26 protein-coding genes are annotated in these 22319 nt (G+C 36.3%); 19 read left to right on the forward strand and 7 right to left on the reverse strand.

The window, feature by feature from the left end:
• Positions 1–141: 141 nt before the first annotated feature.
• Both CCC20_RS08670 and CCC20_RS08675 read right to left on the reverse strand, forming a co-directional pair.
• Positions 142–669 (reverse strand): DUF3278 domain-containing protein, encoded by a 528-nt coding sequence (locus CCC20_RS08670; RefSeq protein WP_058692783.1) that lies wholly within the window; start codon positions 667–669, stop codon positions 142–144.
• A gap of 27 nt (positions 670–696) precedes the next feature.
• The gene (locus tag CCC20_RS08675; protein WP_080543619.1) at positions 697–879 is read right to left on the reverse strand and encodes a helix-turn-helix transcriptional regulator; all 183 of its coding nucleotides are present in this window, start codon (positions 877–879) and stop codon (positions 697–699) included.
• Positions 880–1297: 418 nt separating this feature from the next.
• Between CCC20_RS08675 and argF the strand changes: the two genes are divergently transcribed.
• The 19 genes from argF (at position 1298) to hbs (ending at position 17587) form a co-directional block, all read left to right on the forward strand.
• Entirely contained in the window at positions 1298–2278 is a 981-nt protein-coding gene (gene argF, locus CCC20_RS08680) for an ornithine carbamoyltransferase (protein ID WP_048791204.1), read from the forward strand.
• Between the two features lie 134 nt (positions 2279–2412).
• Entirely contained in the window at positions 2413–2643 is a 231-nt protein-coding gene (locus CCC20_RS08685; protein ID WP_003063726.1) for a DUF1797 family protein, read from the forward strand.
• A 254-nt stretch (positions 2644–2897) separates the two neighbouring features.
• The gene (locus CCC20_RS08690) at positions 2898–3584 is read left to right on the forward strand and encodes an amino acid ABC transporter permease (RefSeq protein ID WP_003063727.1); all 687 of its coding nucleotides are present in this window, start codon (positions 2898–2900) and stop codon (positions 3582–3584) included.
• Positions 3584–4318 (forward strand): amino acid ABC transporter ATP-binding protein, encoded by a 735-nt coding sequence (locus tag CCC20_RS08695; RefSeq protein WP_003063728.1) that lies wholly within the window; start codon positions 3584–3586, stop codon positions 4316–4318. Before CCC20_RS08690 ends, CCC20_RS08695 begins: the two co-directional genes overlap by 1 nt.
• A 366-nt stretch (positions 4319–4684) precedes the next feature.
• Positions 4685–5161, forward strand: coding sequence for a ferrous iron transport protein A (locus tag CCC20_RS08700; protein WP_013851576.1), 477 nt, complete (start codon positions 4685–4687; stop codon positions 5159–5161).
• Positions 5158–7296, forward strand: a complete 2139-nt coding sequence (gene feoB / locus CCC20_RS08705) for a ferrous iron transport protein B (RefSeq protein WP_058692784.1) — start codon at positions 5158–5160, stop codon at positions 7294–7296. The genes CCC20_RS08700 and feoB overlap by 4 nt, the downstream gene beginning before the upstream one ends.
• A 4-nt stretch (positions 7297–7300) precedes the next feature.
• Positions 7301–7441 (forward strand): FeoB-associated Cys-rich membrane protein, encoded by a 141-nt coding sequence (locus tag CCC20_RS08710; RefSeq protein ID WP_003063731.1) that lies wholly within the window; start codon positions 7301–7303, stop codon positions 7439–7441.
• Positions 7442–7594: 153 nt separating this feature from the next.
• Complete coding sequence (locus tag CCC20_RS08715; protein ID WP_003063732.1) at positions 7595–8449, forward strand: bifunctional methylenetetrahydrofolate dehydrogenase/methenyltetrahydrofolate cyclohydrolase; 855 nt, start codon at positions 7595–7597, stop codon at positions 8447–8449.
• The gene (locus tag CCC20_RS08720; protein WP_003063733.1) at positions 8446–9282 is read left to right on the forward strand and encodes an NAD(P)H-hydrate dehydratase; all 837 of its coding nucleotides are present in this window, start codon (positions 8446–8448) and stop codon (positions 9280–9282) included. The genes CCC20_RS08715 and CCC20_RS08720 overlap by 4 nt, the downstream gene beginning before the upstream one ends.
• A 201-nt stretch (positions 9283–9483) precedes the next feature.
• On the forward strand, positions 9484–10812 hold the full coding sequence (gene xseA, locus CCC20_RS08725) for an exodeoxyribonuclease VII large subunit (protein WP_058692785.1): 1329 nt from the start codon (positions 9484–9486) through the stop codon (positions 10810–10812).
• Complete coding sequence (locus CCC20_RS08730; RefSeq protein WP_058692786.1) at positions 10802–11017, forward strand: exodeoxyribonuclease VII small subunit; 216 nt, start codon at positions 10802–10804, stop codon at positions 11015–11017. Before xseA ends, CCC20_RS08730 begins: the two co-directional genes overlap by 11 nt.
• Positions 11017–11886 (forward strand): polyprenyl synthetase family protein, encoded by an 870-nt coding sequence (locus CCC20_RS08735; protein WP_058692787.1) that lies wholly within the window; start codon positions 11017–11019, stop codon positions 11884–11886. Before CCC20_RS08730 ends, CCC20_RS08735 begins: the two co-directional genes overlap by 1 nt.
• Entirely contained in the window at positions 11879–12703 is an 825-nt protein-coding gene (locus CCC20_RS08740) for a TlyA family RNA methyltransferase (RefSeq protein ID WP_003063741.1), read from the forward strand. Before CCC20_RS08735 ends, CCC20_RS08740 begins: the two co-directional genes overlap by 8 nt.
• The gene (locus CCC20_RS08745; protein ID WP_003063742.1) at positions 12690–13160 is read left to right on the forward strand and encodes an arginine repressor; all 471 of its coding nucleotides are present in this window, start codon (positions 12690–12692) and stop codon (positions 13158–13160) included. Before CCC20_RS08740 ends, CCC20_RS08745 begins: the two co-directional genes overlap by 14 nt.
• A gap of 13 nt (positions 13161–13173) precedes the next feature.
• A complete protein-coding gene (gene recN / locus CCC20_RS08750) occupies positions 13174–14832 on the forward strand; it encodes a DNA repair protein RecN (RefSeq protein ID WP_003063744.1) in 1659 nt (552 codons plus the stop codon).
• 137 nt (positions 14833–14969) lie between these two features.
• Positions 14970–15806 (forward strand): DegV family protein, encoded by an 837-nt coding sequence (locus CCC20_RS08755; protein ID WP_013851580.1) that lies wholly within the window; start codon positions 14970–14972, stop codon positions 15804–15806.
• A complete protein-coding gene (locus CCC20_RS08760) occupies positions 15799–16647 on the forward strand; it encodes an SGNH/GDSL hydrolase family protein (protein ID WP_003063748.1) in 849 nt (282 codons plus the stop codon). The genes CCC20_RS08755 and CCC20_RS08760 overlap by 8 nt, the downstream gene beginning before the upstream one ends.
• On the forward strand, positions 16616–17218 hold the full coding sequence (locus CCC20_RS08765; RefSeq protein ID WP_117479325.1) for a YpmS family protein: 603 nt from the start codon (positions 16616–16618) through the stop codon (positions 17216–17218). The genes CCC20_RS08760 and CCC20_RS08765 overlap by 32 nt, the downstream gene beginning before the upstream one ends.
• A 93-nt stretch (positions 17219–17311) precedes the next feature.
• Positions 17312–17587, forward strand: a complete 276-nt coding sequence (gene hbs / locus CCC20_RS08770; RefSeq protein WP_003063767.1) for a non-specific DNA-binding protein Hbs — start codon at positions 17312–17314, stop codon at positions 17585–17587.
• A gap of 87 nt (positions 17588–17674) precedes the next feature.
• On the opposite strand, the gene CCC20_RS08775 is transcribed toward hbs, so the two are convergent.
• The 5 genes from CCC20_RS08775 to CCC20_RS08795 form a co-directional block, all read right to left on the reverse strand.
• The gene (locus tag CCC20_RS08775) at positions 17675–18817 is read right to left on the reverse strand and encodes a tyrosine-type recombinase/integrase (protein WP_287180011.1); all 1143 of its coding nucleotides are present in this window, start codon (positions 18815–18817) and stop codon (positions 17675–17677) included.
• 129 nt (positions 18818–18946) lie between these two features.
• The gene (locus CCC20_RS08780) at positions 18947–20344 is read right to left on the reverse strand and encodes an SNIPE associated domain-containing protein (RefSeq protein WP_058692221.1); all 1398 of its coding nucleotides are present in this window, start codon (positions 20342–20344) and stop codon (positions 18947–18949) included.
• Positions 20345–20369: 25 nt separating this feature from the next.
• Positions 20370–20921: a hypothetical protein gene (locus CCC20_RS08785; RefSeq protein WP_058692222.1), complete on the reverse strand. Its 552-nt coding sequence runs from the start codon at positions 20919–20921 to the stop codon at positions 20370–20372.
• Between the two features lie 55 nt (positions 20922–20976).
• Positions 20977–21738, reverse strand: coding sequence for an ImmA/IrrE family metallo-endopeptidase (locus CCC20_RS08790; RefSeq protein WP_144356668.1), 762 nt, complete (start codon positions 21736–21738; stop codon positions 20977–20979).
• A 9-nt stretch (positions 21739–21747) separates the two neighbouring features.
• Complete coding sequence (locus CCC20_RS08795) at positions 21748–22128, reverse strand: helix-turn-helix domain-containing protein (RefSeq protein ID WP_058692224.1); 381 nt, start codon at positions 22126–22128, stop codon at positions 21748–21750.
• Positions 22129–22319: the final 191 nt, after the last annotated feature.

Here is a 22319-nt window from a genome sequence, read left to right on the forward strand (position 1 = left end):
ATATAATACCCTCCTTTCGTAACGGCTTGACATTGACAATAAAGGTCAAAGATAGTCAAAGTTCATGATTCTATTATAGCACTAGGTTAATAGAAATCAAGTAAAAAGCATTAAAAAATTAGCACTCTTACGCTAAGAGTGCTATGCTTTCTCAGGGTCAATTTGACTGGCTGTCATAGACCCCATAGCAGCGCCCCAAATTACCCCACCGAGGGTGATTGCGATAAGTCTGAGAGGATTTGTGAAGAGTTCCAAAGGATTTTTTCCCTCTTGCCATTTGCTAAAAGCGTTAAAAACGAGCATGAATAGTGCAAAAATTCCATCAACTAACCAGCCCTTTTTGCGAGCATTCTGCCGTGTCTGTTCGACTTCATTTTTAGGGATTTCCAATGATGTTTGCAAATCACGATTGGTCAACATAACAAGAAGAATAATAGGAATAACAAAAATGAGGCCGAAGAGATTAATATAGAGGACAGCAGTGGCCGCTATTGTCTGGTTGATGAGTAAAATAATAGCAGAAAAGAATAACTCAAAGAAAAAAAGACCGATAAACAGTTTATTGCTGATACGATTAACTTCTTGTTCGCGATATTCGTCTAATTTGCCATTAATTCCGTAGAAACGTTTAATAAATTTTAACCAAAGTGATATTTTCTTCGTTTTCATAATGATTTTCCTTTAAAATTCCCAAAATTATAAATGTCTAGTTTCCCAAAAAAGTGTGTTGAGATTAGTTTGCAACGCCTCCACTAATGTGATACAAAGTTCAAATGACGGACTATACTTATTATTTTCGATGAGGTTAACCGTTTGGCGGGTAACACCTATTTGTTTTTTAGCAAAAATTTTTTTGTTACTTTTCTTAAGTTCCTTGATTTTTTATTTCTAGGCTCAGACCTCAAACTATCCACTGGATGGTTTGAGCCGACGGCAGGTTCAATAGTCTAGTGGGCTATTGAAGGAACCCAAGAAATTTCTAAAGATTGCAGTGATTGACTGGCAGTTCTTATTTTAGATTCACAAAAATTTCTTACGAATGATGCTGACCTTATCAGATTTATTTGCAACCTCTTGTTTGCTCACTTCGCTCGCAAATAATCCATTGATAAAATAGCTATTACGTTTTTCAAGAGAAAAGTTTGTTTGTATGTGTTTATATATGACATGTCAAATATAAATGGCAAATGTGGTGGTATTTTGGGGGAGATGATTTTTTATTCAAAATCTCCTTGACAAAATGTATAATTATGCTAAAATTAGGTATATTATTCAAAGAAAAAGGATGGACGAGTGTATGGCTATTAATGATTCATTTTTGAAAGAGATTGATTTTACTAAGGAAGAACTGGTTGAACTGATTGATTTAGGATTGAAATTTAAAGAGTTGAAAAAGAAAAAAATTCCTCATAAATATTTAGAGGGGTTGAACATTGCTCTTATTTTTGAAAAGACAAGTACACGAACACGTTCAGCTTTCACGGTGGCTGGGCAAGATTTGGGCATGAACGTGACTTATCTTGGTAGTAGCGAGATTCAACTTGGTAAAAAGGAATCAGTCATTGATACGGCAAAAGTTCTTGGTTCGATGTTTGACGGGATTGAGTACCGTGGTTTCAAACAAGAAGATGTTGAAGCCTTGGCTGAGTATTCTGGTGTGCCAGTCTGGAATGGTTTGACAGATACTTGGCATCCAACACAAATGATTGCTGATTTTATGACCTTAAAAGAAGTTTTTGGAAAATTAGAAGGCTTGACGATTGCTTATGTCGGTGATGGGCGTAATAATATGGCAAATTCTTTGCTTGTGACTTCGGCAATTCTTGGTGTCAATGTTAAAATTATTGCGCCAGCCAGCTTGCAACCTGAAGCTGAAATTATTGAAGTTGCTCAAAAATACAACAATGGTGCTGAATTAACCATTACAGATGACCTTGCTGCGGTTAAAGGTGTTGATATGCTTTACACTGATGTTTGGGTATCAATGGGAGAAAAAGTTGATTTCAAAGAACGTATTGACCTCTTATTGCCTTACCAAATCAATGCAGAACTATTAGCGAAAACTGAAAATCCTGATGTGATTGTCATGCATTGCTTACCAGCTTTCCATGACCTTAATACCGAAATTGGTCAAGAAATTTATGACAAATATGGTCTTGCTGAACTTGAAATTACCGATGAGATTTTTCAAAAATACAGTTCAATCATTTTTCAAGAAGCTGAAAACCGTATGCATTCTATCAAAGCGATTATGTACAATTCACTAAAAGCAATTTAAAGGACAATAATCGCTGAAAAATGGCACTTTTGACAGGAATTTTAGATAAAAGAAAGAAAATACATTCCTTTGTTGTTTGTTTGTAGGAAATTATGTTAAAATAGTATGGACAATAAACGAAGAGGAGAATAGTCATGGAATCACATTTGGTGAGAATTATCAATCGTCTTGAGTTAATGACAACTGATAGTAGTAATCTAAAACGTAATTTTGAACGTGATGGTGTCGTTGTGGCAGAAGTGTCATTCAGTAATGACCCTGAAAATGGTCCAGTTTTCACTTTGCGTGATGTTGAAGCGCGTGAGTCTTACTCATTTGATAGCATCGATTTAATCGCAATGGAAATTTATGACCTTCTTTACTAAAATAAAGAAAAATTCAGGACAGAGTATAAGGTTTTGGTAAAGCCCTGCTTAAGTGTGGTTTCAACGTTTTCTTATATTGCTATTTTGAATTGCAAAAAGTTCGCAAATTGCGAGCTTTTTATTTTTTTGTTTATTAATAATGATAGAAATGCTGTTATATCAAGTATTTACGTCTGTTTCCAGAAAAATGAATTATTGGTATTTTTATTCAATCTGTGTTATAATTAATTGATTATTGTTTATAGGAGAAATAAATGGACTTTTCATTTTTGCCAAAATATTGGGCTTATTTTAACTATGGTGTCCTTGTAACCATTATGATTTCAGCATGTGTTGTTTTCTTTGGGACAATCATTGGTATCTTGGTTGCTTTAGTTAAACGTACAAATATAAAAGTTTTAAATTGGATTGCTAGTTTTTACGTTTGGGTCTTTCGTGGGACTCCGATGGTTGTTCAAATCATGATTGCCTTTGCTTGGATGCACTTTAATAATGCGCCAATCGTTGGCTTTGGTGTTCTTGACCTTGATTTTTCACGTTTGCTTCCAGGTATCATTATTATTTCGTTAAATAGCGGAGCTTATATTTCTGAAATCGTCCGTGCTGGTATCGAAGCAGTACCAAAAGGACAGCTTGAAGCGGCGTATTCGCTTGGTATTCGCCCAGTCAATGCAATGCGTTATGTCATTTTGCCGCAAGCCCTCAAAAATATCTTACCAGCACTTGGTAATGAATTTATTACCATTATCAAAGATAGTTCACTTCTTCAAACTATCGGAGTTATGGAATTGTGGAATGGTGCCCAATCGGTCGTAACAGCAACGTATTTGCCCATCACACCATTGTTATTTGCTGCATTCTACTACCTCATGGTGACAACTGTGATGTCATTCTTAGTGAAACGACTTGAAAAACGCATGGGAAATGGAGGTAGCAACTAATGTCAGAAATGCTTATTTCAATTAAAGGACTTCATAAATATTTCGGAAAAAATGAAGTGTTAAAAGGTATTGACCTTGATATTAAATCTGGTGAAGTGGTTGTTATCATTGGACCTTCAGGGTCAGGAAAATCAACATTTCTTCGTACAATGAACTTACTTGAAACACCGACAAAAGGTATGATTACTTTTGAGGGTGTTGATATTACAGATAAGAAAAATGATATTTTCAAGATGCGTGAAAAAATGGGAATGGTTTTCCAACAGTTCAATCTCTTCCCAAATATGACGGTACTTGAGAATATCACATTATCACCAACTAAAACAAAGGGTATCTCTAAAGCAGAAGCAGAAGCAAAAGCTTATGATTTATTAGATAAAGTTGGGCTTCGCGACAAATCAGACGTTTATCCAGCTAGTTTGTCAGGTGGTCAACAGCAACGTATCGCAATTGCGCGTGGACTTGCTATGGATCCAGATGTACTGCTCTTTGATGAACCAACATCAGCGCTTGACCCAGAAATGGTTGGTGAAGTACTTGGTGTTATGCAAGATTTAGCAAAATCAGGAATGACAATGGCGATTGTTACCCATGAAATGGGATTTGCACGTGAAGTGGCTGATCGTGTTATCTTCATGGACGGAGGTGTCATTGTTGAACAAGGAACGCCCGAAGAAGTCTTCGAACAAACCAAAGAAGCTCGTACAAAAGATTTCTTGAGTAAAGTTTTATAATAGAATAAAAAATAACCTCGGTTGAGTACATAAACTCAGCTGAGTTTTTTCTTGTTCTGGAAGAAGTTTAATATATGTAAAAAATAAATATTTAATTAGAGATAAATGAATGATAGTTTTTATATTAAGCATGCTTAATTTTTGTATTTTAATTATTTTTAAAAATTGTAAATGAATGAAACAAGATTGAAAACATATATTATAATGATTCTAAATAGATAAAGTTATTATTTAGAATTATTACAATTAATTGAATAATTAAATAAAAAATTAATTTTTATAGAAAAATTGTCCTATTTTTATGATATAATGAACCGAGTAGAAGGTCGATTATTTTATCAAAAAATTACGAGGAGGTCAAGAATTTTGATTTTGCAAAATGCTAAAATTGATATTCCCTACGCAGTCGTTGGCATTGATTTACCTGATGAAAGTGTTCGACATTTATCAAACTTAGGGTTAAAAGTTGGTGCTTCGTTAAAAGTTGTTTCAAAAACGCCAACGAGTGCAATTGTCATGCTTAAATCAAGCCGTTTGGCATTTGATCAGTCAATTTTAAATCATGTTGACGTTACTGAAGAAGAAGGAGAACTTGAAACTTTGCCTCTTTCAGAGTTGAAAGTTGGAGAATTTGCTTATGTGGATGGTATTTATGCTATTAATGAAGCAAAACGTCGCCTTATGGATATGGGATTAACACGCCATACCAAAGTTTATCTTCGTAAAGTAGCGCCATTAGGAGACCCTATCGAAATTAGTTTACGTGGTTACGAGTTAACCTTACGTAAATCAGAAGCGCAGATGATTAGTGTTGTGAAAGTAGATAGTAAGGAGAAAAAATGACAGAGATAGCCTTAATTGGGAATCCAAATAGTGGGAAAACAAGTCTCTTTAATTTATTGACTGGAACAAGTCAACGTGTTGGTAACTGGCCTGGTGTTACTGTTGAACGAAAAAGTGGTACCGTTAAAAGGCACAGTGATTGGAAAGTGCAAGACTTACCAGGGATTTACTCAATGTCACCTTATACGCCAGAAGAAAAAGTGGCACGTGACTATTTATTGAGTAATCATGCGGATAGCATTCTTAATGTTGTTGATTCGACAAACTTGGAACGTAACCTTTATTTGACAACGCAGTTGATTGAAACAGGTATTCCTGTGACCGTTGCGCTTAATATGAGCGATGCCCTCAAAGGTCAAGGAAAAACGATTAATATCGATAAACTTTCTTATCAACTTGGTGTTCCAGTCGTTTCTACTAGTGCTATTAAGAATACAGGTGTTGATAAAGTTATCAAAAAAGCAGCATATACCACTAAAGAAACCGTTGATACCATTCAATATCCTACTTATAGTGATAAATTTGAAGCGACTTTGAAACAAATTATTGATATCTTAGGTGATATTGTTCCAGAATGTTCTGCACGTTTTTATGCTATTAAATTTTTTGAACGTGATGCCTTGGTTCAAAATGAAGTAGAATTGTCAGAATTCCAAAAAGGTGAAATCAATGAAGTGATTAAAATCACAGAAGACATTTTCACAGAGGATTCTGAATCTATCGTTGTCAATGAACGTTATGAATTTATCGAACGTGTGGCTAAAATGGCACAAAACCAAGATAGTAATTTCAAGATGACGATTTCAGATAAAATCGACCGTGTCGTGACAAACCGTATTTTGGCATTGCCGATTTTTGCGATAGTTATGTTCTTGGTTTATTACCTATCTATTCAAACAGTCGGAACAATGTGGACAGACTGGGTGAATGATGTTCTCTTTGGTGATTTGGTGCCAAATTGGGTACAAGCTGGTCTTGATTACTTGCACGTATCTGGTTGGTTAGAATCATTGATTATTGACGGAATCGTTGCAGGGGTTGGTACGGTTCTTGGTTTCTTGCCACAAATCTTTGTTCTATTTATCTGTTTGGGTATTTTAGAAGATATTGGTTACATGAGCCGTATTGCCTTTGTCATGGACCGTGTGTTCCGACGCTTTGGGTTGTCAGGAAAATCTTTCATTCCGATGTTGATTGCGACAGGATGTGGTGTGCCTGCGATTATGGCGAGTCGTACCATTGAAAACGAACGTGACCGTCGTATTACTATTATGACAGCAACGTTCATGCCATGTTCGGCTAAATTGGAAATTATCGCTTTGATTGCGGGAGCATTTTTCCCAGATAATCCATTTGTTGCGCCATCTACATATTTTATAGGTTTCTTGACAATTATTTTATCAGGGATTGCGCTTAAAAAAACAAGTTTCCTTGGAAGCTATGTTAGTCCATTTATCATGGAATTGCCAGCTTATCATATGCCAAAAGTGTGGTCAGTATTACGTTATGCCTTTGGTAAAGCCATGAGCTTTGTAAAACGTGCTGGTACCATCATTTTCAGTTTGACGGTTATTATCTGGTTTATGTCATCTTATGATTTTGCTTTCCAAGCTGTTGATACGGAGTATTCAATCCTTGCTGCTCTTGGTAGAGCAATTGCTTGGATTTTCCAACCACTTGGTTTTGGTGACTGGAAAGCTACTGTTGCAGCTGCGACAGGGCTTGCAGCCAAAGAAGCCGTTGTTGGAACATTCGGTGTCTTGTATAATGACAGCACAACTAGTGGTTTGTATCATGCTTTGCAATTGGATTACACATCACTAGCAGCTTATTCATTCTTGACATTTAATCTGCTCTGTGCGCCATGTTTTGCCGCAATGGGTGCTATCAAACGTGAAATGGGAGATGCGAAGTGGACAATTGGTGCAATTGGCTTCCAAACAGGACTTGCTTATGTGGTTAGTTTGATTATCTATCAACTTGGGCTTGTTGTTTTCTATGGTAAAGGCATCACATTCTGGACGATTGTAGCCGTTATCTTGTTGATTGCTATTATTTACTTTATCGTTAGAAAACCAAGACAAGTTAAAGAAAAAGTGATTACTTTAGATAATCTAGAAATAGCTGGAGAATAATACTATGTCAACGATTATTATTGCTGCAATTATTGCATTTGCGGTGTTTATGGGCTTTCGTAGTTTCATCAAAGGAAAAGGATCTTGTGGTGATTGTGATTGTAACTGCCCAGTCAAAGATGAAATGCATAAAACAGCAAAGTAAACTAACAAGAGAGAGCTTGCTCATGTGGGCAAGCTTTTTTATAGTTATAAAAGATAGCATTAATAACATTTTAAAGAATTTTCTGAAAATAAGAAAATAGAATATAGTGCTGTTTTCTGGTATAATGGAAGAAATACAATTTTGGAGAATGATATGGCAACAATTATAGATGGAAAAGCCTTAGCTGTCAAAAAACAGACTGAATTAGTTGAAAAAGTTGAAAAATTAAAAGCTGAGACGGGCGTTGTGCCTGGTTTGGTCGTTATTCTTGTTGGTGATGATCCAGCTAGTCAAGTTTATGTCCGAAATAAAGAACGTTCTGCTAAGAAAGCAGGATTTTTAAGTGAAACTGTTCGCCTTTCAGAATCAATCAGTGAAGAAGAATTGATTCAAGTGATTGCACAATATAACGAGGATGACCGTTTCCATGGTATTTTGGTGCAATTGCCACTTCCTGCACACATTAATGATAAGCGTGTGATTCTAGCAATTGACCCTAAAAAAGACGTAGATGGTTTCCACCCAATCAACACAGGACACCTTTGGAATGGACGTCCTGTCATGGTACCGTGTACGCCAGCTGGCATTATGGAATTGCTTCGTGAGTATGACATTGATTTAGAAGGTAAAACAGCTGTCATCATTGGGCGTTCAAATATTGTCGGAAAACCAATGGCGCAGCTATTACTGGACAAAAATGCAACGGTTACCTTGGCGCATTCTCGTACACGTCATTTGGCGCGCGTGACAAAACAAGCTGATGTTTTAATCGTGGCAATCGGTCAAGGACATTTTGTAACCAAAGAATTTGTGAAAGAAGGGGCAGTGGTTATTGATGTCGGTATGAACCGTGATGACAATGGTAAGCTCATTGGAGATGTTAAATTTGACGAAGTTGAACCACTCGCAAGTTTTATCACACCAGTACCTGGTGGCGTTGGTCCAATGACCATTACAATGCTTATGGAACAAACATATCAATCTGCCCTTAGAAGTGTGAAAGCATGATTATTGATGAATTATTGGCACATCAAGTGATTACAAAGCGCCAGCCACATTCTCACAAAGGAACATACGGTCGTGTTCTTTTAATTGGTGGATTTTATCCTTATGGTGGAGCGATTATCATGAGCGCTTTAGCCACGGTTAAAAGCGGTGCTGGACTAGTGACTGTGGCGACTGAGTGTGATAATATCGCAGCTCTTCACAGTCATCTTCCAGAAGCTATGGCTTTTGATTGTGATGATAAGGAGCTATTTTATGAAAATTTGACCAAGGCTGATGTCGTTTTGATTGGTCCTGGTTTAGGGGAAAATAGCAAAGCAGAAGTTGTGTTTCAAATGGTTTTGGAGCATATTTCTGAACACCAGATTTTGATTATTGACGGCTCCGCTTTGAATTTATTGGCAAAAGCTAAGCCAATCACAGTCAAAACGAATCATCTCATATTGACACCACATCAAAAAGAATGGGAAAGATTATCAGGAATCGCTATTTCGAACCAGACAATCGAAAACACCAAAGCAGCTCTGCAAGAATTTCCAGAACAGACCGTTTTAGTGGCTAAAAGTCATCAGACTAAAATCATTCAAGGAAATCAAGTCGGCGAGCTAACTGTTGGCGGTCCTTACCAAGCGACAGGTGGTATGGGAGATACGCTTTGTGGCATGATTGCAGGCTTTGTCGCCCAGTTTAAAGATAATCTCTTGAACAGTGTTGCCACAGCAACGTACCTACATTCCTATATCGCTGACCAACTCAGCGACCAAGTCTATGTTGTTTTACCAACGACAATTAGCGCAGAACTCCCCCGTATCATGAAAGAATTCTCGGAGAGATAAATCGCTAAAACACAATATTAACATTGTCTTCAGTCTGAAACTATCCACTGGATAGTTTTTTTAAAATCCAAAAATCTTAAAAAAGAAAGTGAGGAGTGGGGCGAGATAACGCATTGTATCAATATTTTAGTTTTTTTGATATAATTACTTTGATATGCAAAAATTGTCTAATGTACGGAATTTTATGGAAAGGAGTCTGCTATGTCGGATTATTTAAGTGTCTCGAGTTTGACTAAATACCTTAAATTAAAATTTGATCGTGACCCTTATTTGGAGCGGGTTTATTTGACAGGTCAGGTCTCCAATTTTCGTCGTCGTCCAACGCATCAATATTTTTCTTTGAAAGATGAAAATGCTGTCATCCAATCAACGATGTGGGCAGGAACCTTTAAAAAACTTGGTTTTGAGCTGGAAGAAGGCATGAAAATCAATGTTGTTGGTCGTGTCCAACTTTATGAGCCAAGTGGTTCTTATTCGATTATTATTGAAAAAGCTGAGCCAGATGGGATTGGTGCCTTAGCGATTCAGTTTGAACAATTGAAGAAAAAATTAGCAGAGGCTGGTTATTTTGATGAGCGACATAAGCGTCAATTACCACAATTTGTTAAGAAAATTGGTGTTGTTACCAGTCCAAGCGGAGCGGTCATTCGTGATATTATCACGACCGTTTCACGACGTTTTCCAGGGGTTGAAATTCTTCTTTTTCCAACAAAAGTTCAAGGTGAAGGCGCTAGTCAGGAAGTAGCTGCAAATATTGCTAAAGCCAATGAGCGAGATGACCTTGACCTTTTGATTATTGGTCGTGGGGGAGGTTCGATTGAGGATCTCTGGGCGTTCAATGAGGAAATCGTTGTTCAAGCTATTTTTGAATCACGTTTGCCAGTTATTTCAAGTGTCGGACATGAAACTGATACGACTTTGGCGGATTATGTGGCTGACCGTAGAGCGGCAACACCAACAGCAGCCGCTGAATTAGCAACGCCAGTAACGAAAGCTGATATTATTTCTTGGATTGCGGAGCGCCAAAATAGGGCTTATCAAGCTAGTTTGCGCATGATTAAGCAAAAACAAGAACGTTTGGATAAACTAGCAAAATCCGTTATTTTTAGACAACCTGAGCGATTATACGACGGTTATGTTCAAAAATTGGATCGCTTGACGACTCAATTGATGAACACTATGCAAACTCAATTTAATCAGGCTAGTCAACGGCAACAACTGCTAAATCAACGTCTTTTGGCTGTTGATTTAGGAAGTAATATTCGACGTTATCAAGAGCGTTTAGAAGCTTTTCAACGCCTTTTAATATCTAATATGACGAGTCAATATGATAGTAAGTTAGCACGATTTGAAAAGGCACAAGATGCTTTGCTGTCTTTGGATACTAGTCGAATTATTGCCAGAGGCTATGCTATGGTACAAAAAAACGAAGAAATTATCTCAAGCGTGACAGATGTGGCAGTAGGCGACCAATTGACTGTTCGACTAAGAGATGGTCAGCTTGAAGTGGAGGTAAAAGATGCCAAATAAAAAAACATTTGAAGAAAATTTACAAGATTTAGAAGCTATTGTTACCAAACTTGAAAATGGTGATGTTGCTTTGGAAGATGCTATCGCAGAATTTCAAAAAGGTATGGTGTTATCAAAAGAGCTTCAAAAAACGTTAAAATCTGCTGAAAAAACACTTGTCAAAGTGATGCAAGCTGACGGAACAGAAACGGAAATGGATGCCTAATGGATAAATTAAATGAAATCAATCAGGCAATTCGACGTTATTATGCACAGTCAGATGTTGTTTCGCCAGATTTAATTGAAGCGATTCTTTATTCTGTGGAGGCAGGCGGAAAACGTATCCGTCCCTTGATTTTCTTAGAAATTCTGGAAGGTTTTGGGATCGAGTTGACAGAAGGTCATTTTGAAGTGGCAGCTGCGCTTGAAATGATTCATACAGGTAGTCTGATTCATGATGATTTGCCAGCAATGGACGATGATGATTATCGTCGTGGACGTTTGACTAACCACAAAAAATTTGATGAAGCAACGGCGATTTTAGCAGGAGATAGCCTCTTTTTAGATCCATTTGGTTTGGTGGCAGATACTGCGCTATCAGCTGATATCAAAGTTCGTTTGATTGCAGAATTATCACAAGCTTCAGGCACTTATGGCATGGTTGGCGGACAAATGCTTGATATGAAAGGCGAAGAGCGCAAGCTTAATCTTTCAGAATTGCAATTGATTCATACAAATAAAACAGGGAAATTGTTGACTTTTCCAGTTGTGGCGGCAGGAATTGTTGCGAATTTAGCAGCTAATGACTTAAAGTCATTGCGCGAAGCTGGTAGCTTGGTTGGGTTAGCTTTCCAAGTTCGTGATGATATTTTAGATGTGACAGCAACGTTTGAAGAAATTGGAAAAACGCCGAAAAAAGATTTACTTGCTGATAAGGCGACTTATCCAAGCTTGCTTGGTTTAGAAAAATCGTATGACATCTTGAATCGATCAATTGACCAAGCGCTAGCTATTTTCCAAAAACTTTCGGAAACACAAGCGTTTAATGCAGAAAAAATCACTAAAATGATAGAAAGGTTGCGACTAAATGCCTAAGGAAAGAGTTGATGTGCTTGCCTATAAACAAGGGCTTTTTGAAACGCGTGAACAAGCAAAACGTGGTGTTATGGCAGGTTTGGTTGTCAATGTGATTAATGGTGAGCGGTATGACAAACCAGGTGAGAAGATTGACGATGGGACGGAGCTAAAGCTTAAAGGTGAAAAATTAAAATACGTTAGCCGTGGTGGGCTGAAACTGGAAAAAGCTTTACAAGTTTTTGAGATTTCTGTTGACGGACAAACGACAATCGACATCGGTGCTTCAACAGGTGGTTTTACCGATGTGATGCTTCAAAATGGTGCAAAACTTGTCTATGCGGTTGATGTTGGTACCAATCAATTGGTTTGGAAACTTCGTCAGGATGAACGTGTTCGTAGCATGGAGCAGTATAATTTCCGCTATGCAGAATTGGCGGATTTTACAGAAGGTCAACCAACTTTTGCTAGTATCGACGTTAGCTTTATCTCTTTGAATTTGATTTTGCCAGCGCTTCACAATATTTTGGCTGATAATGGTCAAGTTGTGGCTCTTATCAAACCACAATTCGAAGCAGGACGTGAGCAGATTGGTAAAAATGGAATTGTTCGTGATAAAGCTGTTCATCAAAAAGTTTTGGAAAATGTGACAGATTTTGCTCTAAATTACGGATTTATAGTTAAAGGACTTGATTTTTCACCGATTCAAGGTGGACATGGTAACATTGAATTTCTGGTTTATTTGGAAAAATCAGCTGACGCTCAAGATTTAGTTACTGCCATGATTCCAGAAATTGTAGAAAAGGCACATAAGGAATTTAAAGATGAAAAAGAGTGAACGTTTAGAATTAATCAAAAGAATTGTTGCTGAAAATGCTGTTGAGACACAGCATGATTTGCTAAAATTGCTTGAAGCAGAAGGTTTGACATTAACGCAAGCTACTGTTTCACGTGACATGAATGAAATTGGTATCATCAAAGTACCTTCACCTGAGGGTCCTTATATTTATGGGCTTTCAAAAGACAAGACAAAAAAAGTTGGTCAAGTTTCTGTGCCAATTAAAAGCACAGTTCTTGCGATTTCAGAAGAAACAGCAGGGCTTGAAAACATGATTAATCTTGATGTGAATCCAGGAAATAGCCGTTTGATTAAACGTTTCTTGTTGGAAGATTTTAAAGATGTGATTTTCAGTATCCTTGCTGACGATGATAGTTTATTAGTCGTTACCAAAACAGCTGAAGGAGCAGCAGCAATTCGCCAAGAAGTGCTTAAATGGATGAAAGACTGTAACTAAGGGAGGTCACCCAATGCTTTTAGAAATTTCCATTAAAAATTTTGCCATTATCGAAGAAATCTCGCTTACTTTTGAAAATGGCATGACGGTTTTGACAGGGGAAACTGGAGCGGGGAAGTCGATTATTATTGATGCCATGAACCTCATGTTGGGGGCGCGGGCTAGTCTTGACGTTATTCGTCATGGGGCTAACAAGGCTGAAATTGAAGGGCTTTTTTCGGTTGGTGAAAATCCTGCGCTCACACAGATTTTGGAAGAAAATGGCATTGATGTGACAGAAGAATTGATTATTCGCCGTGACATTCTGCAAAATGGTCGTTCTATCGGTCGTATCAACGGACAAATGGTGAATCTGACAACGTTACGTGCCGTTGGGCAGTATCTGGTTGATATTCATGGACAACATGACCAAGAAGAGTTGATGAAGCCCAATATGCACATTCGGATGTTGGATGAATTTGGTAATGAACAGTTTGCTGATGTCAAAAAACATTACCAAGAGCTTTTTGAAAGCTATCGTCAATTGCGTAAGCGTGTCGTGACCAAGCAAAAAAATGAACAAGAGCATAAAGCGCGTATTGAAATGTTAGAATTTCAGATAGCAGAGATTGAAGCGGCAGCCTTGAAATCTGGTGAGGACCAGGTACTCAATCAAAAACGTGATAAATTGCTTAATCATAAAAACATTGCAGATACGTTGACCAATGCTTATGTCATGCTTGATGACGAAGAATTTTCAAGTCTATCTAACATTCGTTCAGCCATGAATGATTTGATGACGCTCGAAGAATTTGATGCTGACTATAAAGAAATGTCAGCTAACGTTTCAGAGGCTTATTATATCCTAGAAGAAGTCACGAAACACCTAGGTGATGTCATTGATGACCTTGATTTTGATGCGGGAAGCTTGCAACAAATCGAAGCGCGCCTAGAGGTGATTTATAGCATTACACGCAAATATGGCGGTAGTGTTGATGATGTTTTAGAGTATTATGATAATATCACCAAGGAATACAATCTTTTGACTGGAAATGATGAGTCATCTGATGACATGGAAAAAGCCCTTAAACGCTTGGAAAAAGAATTGATTGTTGCTGCTGAAGAACTCAGTCAAGAACGCCATGCCTTGGCTAAAAATTTGGAAGCTGAAATCAAGCAAGAGTTAGCTGATTTGTACATGGAAAAGGCTGATTTTCAAGTCCAATTCACCAAAGGAAAATTCAACCGTGATGGAAATGAAACTGTTGAATTTTACATTTCAACGAACCCTGGTGAAGGCTTTAAACCACTCGTTAAGGTTGCGTCTGGTGGTGAAATTTCTCGTTTAATGTTGGCTATCAAATCAGCATTTTCACGTAAAGAGGACAAAACAAGTATCGTCTTTGACGAAGTGGATACTGGTGTATCTGGTCGCGTTGCGCAAGCTATTGCCCAAAAAATCTATAAAATCGGAAGTAACGGACAAGTCTTGGCAATATCTCATTTACCACAAGTGATTGCCATTGCTGATTATCAGTTCTTTATCGAAAAACGCAGTGATGAAAATACGACTGTTTCAACGGTTCGCTTGTTGACCGAAGAAGAACGAGTAGAAGAAATCGCTAAAATGCTTGCTGGTAGCGATATTACTGAAATGGCACGCGAACAAGCTCGCGAACTATTGAAGAAGTAAAAAGTGAAGCTGCAAGGCTTCTTTTTTGCGCAATTAGACTTTCTCTGATAAAATGTCCCCTAAGTTTTAAAAATTTGGTATAATTAATGTTAGAATAAAATTTAGATACAAGTATCGAAAGTATGATAGGATAGAAAATGAGTAAAATTAAAATTGTTACGGATTCCTCTTTAACTATTGAACCTGAATTGGTTGAAAAATATGATATTACCGTTATCCCACTATCGGTCATGATTGATGGTGTCGTGTATTCAGATAGTGATTTGAAAGAAGAAGGAAAATTCCTTAACATGATGCGAAACAGTAAGGAATTGCCAAAAACAAGTCAGCCACCAGTAGGCGTTTTTGCAGAAGTTTATGAAAACTTGATGAAAAATGGTGCTGATCATATTGTTTCCATTCATATCACACACACGCTTTCAGGGACAGTTGAAGCAGCGCGTCAAGGGGCTAATTTAGCAGGTGCTGATGTTACTGTTATTGACTCAACCTTTACAGACCAATGTCAAAAATTCCAAGTAGTTCAAGCTGCAAAATTGGCTCAGGAAGGTGGTAGTTTAGAAGAAGTTATTGCTAAAATTGAAGAGGTTCGTCAAAAATCTGAACTTTTTATTGGTGTATCAACGCTTGAAAATTTGGTAAAAGGTGGACGTATCGGACGTGTGACTGGTCTTATTAGCTCACTCCTTAACATTAAAGTTGTTATGGAAATGGTTGATTGTGAATTAAATCCGATTATTAAAGGACGTGGCCTTAAAACATTCAATAAGTGGCTAGACAATTTTATTGAATACGCTAAAGGTAAAAAAGTAGCAGAAATTGGTATTTCTTACTGTGGTACGGCTGATATGGCAAATGGATTTAAGGAAAAGTTACAAGTGTTAGGAGCTCCGATTGCTGTTCTTGAAACAGGTTCAATTATCCAAACACACACTGGTGAAAATGCCTTTGCGGTAATGGTACGTTATGAGTAAGAAAAAGAATATTTTAACTGGGTTTGCTTTCTTTTTAGCAAGCCTTCTTCTGTTTATTGTCATTTTTAGTGTGCTGATTCCAAAATCTGATACAGAGCTAACAAAGAAAGATTTTTTGGCACAAGAAGCGACACCGTTTCATTATGTGGCGATTGGTGATTCGTTGACGGAAGGAGTCGGTGACACTACTAACCAAGGTGGTTTTGTTCCTTTGCTGGCGCAAAGTTTAACAGATACTTATGACTATCAAGTTACTGATAGTAATTACGGTGTTTCTGGAAATACCAGCAAGCAAATTTTGCAGCGGATGCAAGAAAAGACAGACATTCAAAAATCATTGGTTAAGGCAGATATGATGACCCTAACCGTTGGTGGAAATGATGTCATGGCAGTTATTCGAAAGAATTTAACGAGTTTGTCTGTTTCTACTTTTACCAAACCTGCCAAATCTTATCAAAAACGCTTGCGTCAGATTATTGAATTAGCGCGTGCAGAGAATGAAGATTTGCCAATTTATATTTTGGGCATTTACAATCCATTCTACCTCAATTTCCCTGATATGACGGAAATGCAAGAAATCGTCGATAATTGGAATAACGCTACTGAAAGTGTCACCGAAGAGTATGCCAATGTCTATTTTGTACCTATCAACGATGACTTATATAAGGGAATTAATGGTGAAGAAGGGATTGTTTCAACTTCTGGTGACCAGACAACCGTGATTAATGATGTCCTTTTTAGCGGTGACCATTTTCACCCAAATAATATTGGTTACCAAATCATGTCAGATGTAACAATGGAGAAAATCAGTGAAACTAAAGAAGAATGGAAAGAAGATTAATTGGTGGAAATGGGGATTTCTTCTCATTTTGTCTATAAATATTGCGTTTGTGGGCGTTGTTGCTAGTCGTTTGATTCAAGTGAGAGAACCAGCGGTTGAGAGCGGTAGTTCTAAAAAAACGGATAGCGTTAAAGTTGGGACTTTTTCAACAAATCGTGAGCAATTAAACGACACTGTTGCTGCTTATCTGGAGGATTATCAGACAGACCAAATGTCCTATACCGTCTATGCTACATCATCAGCGATTATGTTTGAAGGGACATATACCCTTTTAGGCTCTAAAGTGCCACTTTATATTTATTTTCAACCTAGCCGTCTTGATTCTGGTGCGGTTCAGCTTAAAATTACATCATTTTCAGTTGGTACACTTTCCTTGCCTGAATCAGAGGTTTTAAAATATATAAAATCAAGCTATAAATTGCCAAGTTTTGTTAAAGTTTTACCGAACGAGTCAGCGATCAATATTAATATTCAAAATCTAAAAAATGGTGCAGACCTTTATTTGAAGGCCACTACTATTGATCTTGTAGGTAATCAATTCAATTTTGATATTTACAAGAAAAACGACTAAAAGACGTTTAATACTTGACCTAAAAGCTATTTTTGGGTATCATAGAACGTGTTAAAGTGTTAACGCTTAGAAATTAATTGGAGGATTTGTTAAATGGCTAACAAACAAGATTTAATCGCTAAAGTTGCAGAAGCAACTGAGCTTACTAAAAAAGATTCAGCAGTAGCTGTAGATGCAGTATTCTCAGCAATCGAAAGCTTCCTTTCTGAAGGCGAAAAAGTTCAATTAATCGGTTTTGGTAACTTTGAAGTTCGCGAACGCGCAGCTCGTAAAGGTCGTAACCCACAAACTGGTGAAGAAATTGAAATTGCAGCTTCAAAAGTACCTGCGTTCAAAGCTGGTAAAGCACTTAAAGATGCTGTAAAATAATTTACATTTAAAAAGCCTATCATATCAAGTGTTACAACTTGTATGGTAGACTTTTTTTAGTGTTGTGGGACAAATTTGGAACAAAAATCAGTATTTTTCAAGTATATTTGTTACATCTGTTTTCATTTTTTTGGTTACGTGAGTGTAAATTTGAATAGTAGTTTTAGCATCAGAGTGTCCCACTCGTTCCATGATTGCTTTTAAAGGAGTTCCGTTTTCTGCTAAACGACTAACGAGAGTATGCCTAAAGATGTGACTAGTAATCTCTTTTGGTATTGGTCTTTCAAGTCTTAGGTTTGCTTTCTTAGCTGCTTCATTAAATGAGTTAGTTTGAATCGGAACTCCGTTTTTAGTGGTAAAAATATATCCCATATCTTTAAAACGATGGTTAGTATTCTTTTCAATCTCGTTCATGAATTGAAATTCTTTGATGATTTCCATTTCTCGTTTTGTCATAAACGTTTCACGATAGGATGCAGGTGTTTTAGGAGAAGTTTTTTCACCATTTTGATATCCATCTGTATGATCATATGTCCCGTGTAGTTGAAGAATTCTGGTTTCAAAGTTGATGTTCGCAGGTTCTATACTAACAATTTCACTTATTCGTCCACCATTCAAACTAATAAATTCGGCTAATAAAGCAAGTCTATATGTGTTAGGTCTTCGTCTAAATTCTTTTAAAAATGGTTGAATTTCATTTTCTTCAAGATATTTTTGTTCGATTTTTTTCCAGTCTTCTAAGGTTTTTTTAACTCTAGGTAGTTTGGCACGTCTGGCAGGATTGTCTTGGGTAATGTTTAACGTCATAGCATAATCAAAGGCTTGGTTGAGTAATGTTTTTGTGCGTTCTTTCTTATTCCTAGATCCCTTCAAATTATCTAAGTAATTCTGGACGTATTTGGGGTCGATATTGGTGACTTTGACGTCAATCCCAAAAGTGTCTCTGATTTCTTTGATATTTCCCTTCAGCGAAGCGATAGAAGAGCGTTTTAGTTCTTGTTTATGAAATGCCCACCAACTATCGAAAAGCTCTGTAAACGACATTTCAGAGGATTCTAGCGTGCTTATTTTTTTCGCTATTTTAGTTTGAAGTATCTTTTGAGCTTGCTTTCTTGTCCTTGGGGTGTCTCTGTCCATTAAGATAGTGACTTTTTGCCATTTGCCTGTGTATGGATTTTTGTAACGTTCCCCAAAATTGACTTTTCCGCTTTTGTGTTTTTCGACAAACATTGTTTTTACCTCACTTTTTTGTTAAAATGGGTATAGTAAAGGACCTACCGCATGCAGGCTTTTACTATACTACCAATTATTCCTTACACTCTAAGTTTGGCGACAGGGAGTGTAGGGATTTTTTGTTTACTAATTTGCTAGTTCTTGTTGTTCAATTTTTAAAGTCTCAAAATATTGTTCAGCAGCGGCTAAATCCGTAAAGTGAACAGTATTATTATATTCTTTATGAACTAATTTTTTAATTTCTTCTAAATCAACTTTAAAGAACTCCTTGCGTTGATTTACTTTATTAACCTCTTGTTTTCTAAAGTAGTTATGCAAAGTATTTTCTAAAGCTGGTGCATCTTCACTGAAGATAAGTGCATGGACATCAAAAGGGAATGGAACAGAAGCACTAGATAACTCTGAAATCCTATCCATTGGTTCTAAACGGCGAGTCATACCAATTTTATAAACGTTTTTGCCGAACGAGCCGATATTTGAAATGATATAAACATATCCTGCACGAGTATTTGATTCTCTATCAAGAACGTTTTGTTTATCTTTTTCAAGAATCTTAATTTTTTCTTCAAGTTCCTTGATTTTATCTGCATAGATATTTTGTTCAACTTCATTTTTAGCAGAACTGAGATACTTCATTAATTTAGAAAGTTCATTATTAAATTGTCTTTCTTCTTTTTCGAGTTTACGTTTAGCATTTTGAATTTCTTTTTCAACTTTTTGTTGTTCACGAATCTCTTCTTTTTGAGCTTTTAGTAATTCTCTTTCATTATCAAGTTGCTTTTGATACTTATAAATAATATCTAACTGCTTTAGTTTAGATGTAAGCAATTTTTGATTTAATTGAACTCCATCAATCTTAAAAAGACTGTTTAAAGTTTCAAAGGATTTGGCAAGCTTATTTCTATAATTATCCACATTTCGGATTGTAACGTTGGAAATATAGTAGTCTGCTTCCGAATTAAAAGCGCGCAACAATTGCTTAGTTTGTTTGTTTAGCATAGTTTTAGTGCTAGATTTATCATATTTTGTAACGGCTTTATCGTTCTTTATTAACTCTTTTTCATTAAGTTTTTCAAGTGATAGTTCGTTTTTTATTTCGTTTGCTGAAATATTGTCGCTAAAATCAACGGTAGTCTCTTTGAATAACGCTTCATCTGCACTTTCTGATAAAAGTAAATCAATTTTTTCTTTCTCTTTATTTAGAGTTGCGATTTCGCCATCCAATTTTTCCTTTTTGCTATTCGCATCACTTATAATTTGCTTAGCCTTATTACTTGCGTCATCAATAAGCCCTTTAGCTTCGGTCTTAGCATTTTTTACAATAACAATTGACTCATCTTGACGTTCAATAGTTTCTTTATATTTTGCATAATCTTCTTTTGATAAAGACGGCAGCTCTTCGTCTTTAGCTAACATTAAAACAACCGCAGCAATAGTTGTAATGTAATATGTTGCTGGTCCTAATAAAAACAGTACAATCCAAAACCAATTTCTATAATAAAAGGGCAGTTTACTTTTCTCCATTACTTTTCTCTCCTATTTGCAGATTTTAAGCATTATGCGCAATAACATCTAAAGCTCCAATAATACGTTGAGCATTTTCAATTGCTTCTTTATATTCTTTAGACGTGTTTTTTACAGGTTTTCTAAGAAGGTCGATAAAGACAACAGGTTTGCTAAAGTCGTTTGAAGTAACACGAATGGTCATGTTTAAGATTTTAGTTGTTGTTTTTCGCTTAGCAGTAATACCGCCAGCAATTGCGCCCAAGCCACCGAATACAGCTCCAGCAACAAGCGCTTGACCAACACCACCAGACACAACGGCTTGGTCGTTAATGATTAAATCATAAGATACTAACTCTTCAAATGAGTACCAGTCAGTATCGTTTTTTGATTTCTTAACCATACTAGGGATAAGTGATAAGCCACCAGTTCCCATTGCCAAGCCCGCTTTACCAATGGTTTTAGCTGTACCACCGACAAGACTTGAACCTTTAGCTTTATTTGCTCCGTGGATTCGATATACCTTGTTAGCTCTATCAATTTCTAAAGGTCCGATTTTATCAGTACGTTTATAACTGTTATTGTCTAAAAATCCCATTTTCTTTTTCCTCCTGTATTAACTTTTAGTATGTTCTATTAGTGTTATCGTTTTATCAAAATACAATTGATTGAATTGTGGAATTGTAACCATTTCGATAATCCAATACTATTTGAACTGCTTCTTGGATAGGAATGCAGTAGTTATAGACTAAAAAATTCTTTAAACGGTTCATGATTGCTGCACCAGACATATAATTTTCTCTGATTAAGTCATTGAAATTTTTACCATTTAAAATACTATTTTTTAGTCTTTCATCATTTAGCAAGAACAGAGAAGCTAGTGTGTTTGCTTCATCTTCGATTGGCTGCAATTCTTTTGGATAATTTCCAGTAGAAATGTTAGACACGTTAGACATCATAGAAGCATACATACGCTGCTTTTTATTACCTTCAAAATGAGCAAAAATGTGACTTAACTCATGTAGAATTGAAAACATAACTCTACCTAAGATAGGTCTTTGATTAATATAGACAACATATCTGTCTGAACAATCATAAGTCATGGTTACACCAGATAAAGGGTCGCAAAATTCTTTAGGTACAAATTTTATTTTGCAGTTATTGACTATACCTTTATATTTTATATCTTCTCTAGTAGCTTGACGTCCGCCAATATCTCTAAAGTATTCTTCGTATTGATCAACATCAAGAAAAACAAATAAAATATTGTATTTTCTTTCAAAGTAATCAATAACATGTTTGCTAGTGATTTCTGTAAATGATAAATTAAAATAGCGGCTAACTTCATTTAAGAAGTAATTAGCTTTCTGCTGATAAAGGTAGTAATCTGCAGAATCGATAAAACGATATTCCAAATAAAACACCTACTTCCAGTTTGAATCATCTTCGATAAGGCTACGAGCAGTCTGCATTAGCCCTGAAAGAGCATTGTTAAAACGTTCTTTTTCCATGTCAGTCATATTTGCAGTTTCTTTACGAAACATAACAAGAGCTTGCTGTTCCTGAGAGGTTATAAGATCGTTATTTTTGTTGGAAGCAATTGTAGGATTGTCTGTACGTCCCAAGAGATAATCAGTAGAAACATTAAAGTAATCAGCGATTTCTTGTAGACGGTCAGATTTTGGAGTTTTTTCTTTTAAAGTGTATAGGTAATTTACACTAAAACCTAAATCTTCAGCAACTTTTTGTAAACTTACACCTTGCTTTTTAGATAATTCCTTTATTTTTTCAAATGTTGAAAACATTGATATATCAGCCTTTCTTAAGGATGACAAAAAATATTTATAAAAAAGTGTAAAAATCTCTTGACTTATTTTACACTATAATATAAAATAGTTTTTGTAAGTTAAAGAGTTAGTAAAGTAACTTGTTAAAACTTATCAAAATTCAATATAGCTTTGGCGAGCGTAAAAGATTGATTTAATAACGTTTTATC

Source organism: Streptococcus sp. LMAG:39 (assembly GCF_008680485.1).
GTDB lineage: Bacteria > Bacillota > Bacilli > Lactobacillales > Streptococcaceae > Streptococcus > Streptococcus pasteurianus.

What these genes read in the sequence shown, in the direction of transcription:
- feoB (WP_058692784.1), top strand. Translation starts at nt 5,158, where the DNA reads ATGACAGAGATAGCCTTAATTGGGAATCCAAATAGTGGGAAAACAAGT.
- CCC20_RS08670 (WP_058692783.1), bottom strand. Translation starts at nt 669, where the DNA reads ATGAAAACGAAGAAAATATCACTTTGGTTAAAATTTATTAAACGTTTC.
- CCC20_RS08745 (WP_003063742.1), top strand. Translation starts at nt 12,690, where the DNA reads ATGAAAAAGAGTGAACGTTTAGAATTAATCAAAAGAATTGTTGCTGAA.
- CCC20_RS08755 (WP_013851580.1), top strand. Translation starts at nt 14,970, where the DNA reads ATGAGTAAAATTAAAATTGTTACGGATTCCTCTTTAACTATTGAACCT.
- CCC20_RS08740 (WP_003063741.1), top strand. Translation starts at nt 11,879, where the DNA reads ATGCCTAAGGAAAGAGTTGATGTGCTTGCCTATAAACAAGGGCTTTTT.
- recN (WP_003063744.1), top strand. Translation starts at nt 13,174, where the DNA reads ATGCTTTTAGAAATTTCCATTAAAAATTTTGCCATTATCGAAGAAATC.
- hbs (WP_003063767.1), top strand. Translation starts at nt 17,312, where the DNA reads ATGGCTAACAAACAAGATTTAATCGCTAAAGTTGCAGAAGCAACTGAG.
- CCC20_RS08795 (WP_058692224.1), bottom strand. Translation starts at nt 22,128, where the DNA reads ATGTTTTCAACATTTGAAAAAATAAAGGAATTATCTAAAAAGCAAGGT.
- CCC20_RS08785 (WP_058692222.1), bottom strand. Translation starts at nt 20,921, where the DNA reads ATGGGATTTTTAGACAATAACAGTTATAAACGTACTGATAAAATCGGA.
- CCC20_RS08720 (WP_003063733.1), top strand. Translation starts at nt 8,446, where the DNA reads ATGATTATTGATGAATTATTGGCACATCAAGTGATTACAAAGCGCCAG.
- CCC20_RS08715 (WP_003063732.1), top strand. Translation starts at nt 7,595, where the DNA reads ATGGCAACAATTATAGATGGAAAAGCCTTAGCTGTCAAAAAACAGACT.
- CCC20_RS08775 (WP_287180011.1), bottom strand. Translation starts at nt 18,817, where the DNA reads ATGTTTGTCGAAAAACACAAAAGCGGAAAAGTCAATTTTGGGGAACGT.
- CCC20_RS08735 (WP_058692787.1), top strand. Translation starts at nt 11,017, where the DNA reads ATGGATAAATTAAATGAAATCAATCAGGCAATTCGACGTTATTATGCA.
- CCC20_RS08690 (WP_003063727.1), top strand. Translation starts at nt 2,898, where the DNA reads ATGGACTTTTCATTTTTGCCAAAATATTGGGCTTATTTTAACTATGGT.
- CCC20_RS08730 (WP_058692786.1), top strand. Translation starts at nt 10,802, where the DNA reads ATGCCAAATAAAAAAACATTTGAAGAAAATTTACAAGATTTAGAAGCT.
- CCC20_RS08685 (WP_003063726.1), top strand. Translation starts at nt 2,413, where the DNA reads ATGGAATCACATTTGGTGAGAATTATCAATCGTCTTGAGTTAATGACA.
- CCC20_RS08780 (WP_058692221.1), bottom strand. Translation starts at nt 20,344, where the DNA reads ATGGAGAAAAGTAAACTGCCCTTTTATTATAGAAATTGGTTTTGGATT.
- CCC20_RS08760 (WP_003063748.1), top strand. Translation starts at nt 15,799, where the DNA reads ATGAGTAAGAAAAAGAATATTTTAACTGGGTTTGCTTTCTTTTTAGCA.
- xseA (WP_058692785.1), top strand. Translation starts at nt 9,484, where the DNA reads ATGTCGGATTATTTAAGTGTCTCGAGTTTGACTAAATACCTTAAATTA.
- argF (WP_048791204.1), top strand. Translation starts at nt 1,298, where the DNA reads ATGGCTATTAATGATTCATTTTTGAAAGAGATTGATTTTACTAAGGAA.
- CCC20_RS08695 (WP_003063728.1), top strand. Translation starts at nt 3,584, where the DNA reads ATGTCAGAAATGCTTATTTCAATTAAAGGACTTCATAAATATTTCGGA.
- CCC20_RS08710 (WP_003063731.1), top strand. Translation starts at nt 7,301, where the DNA reads ATGTCAACGATTATTATTGCTGCAATTATTGCATTTGCGGTGTTTATG.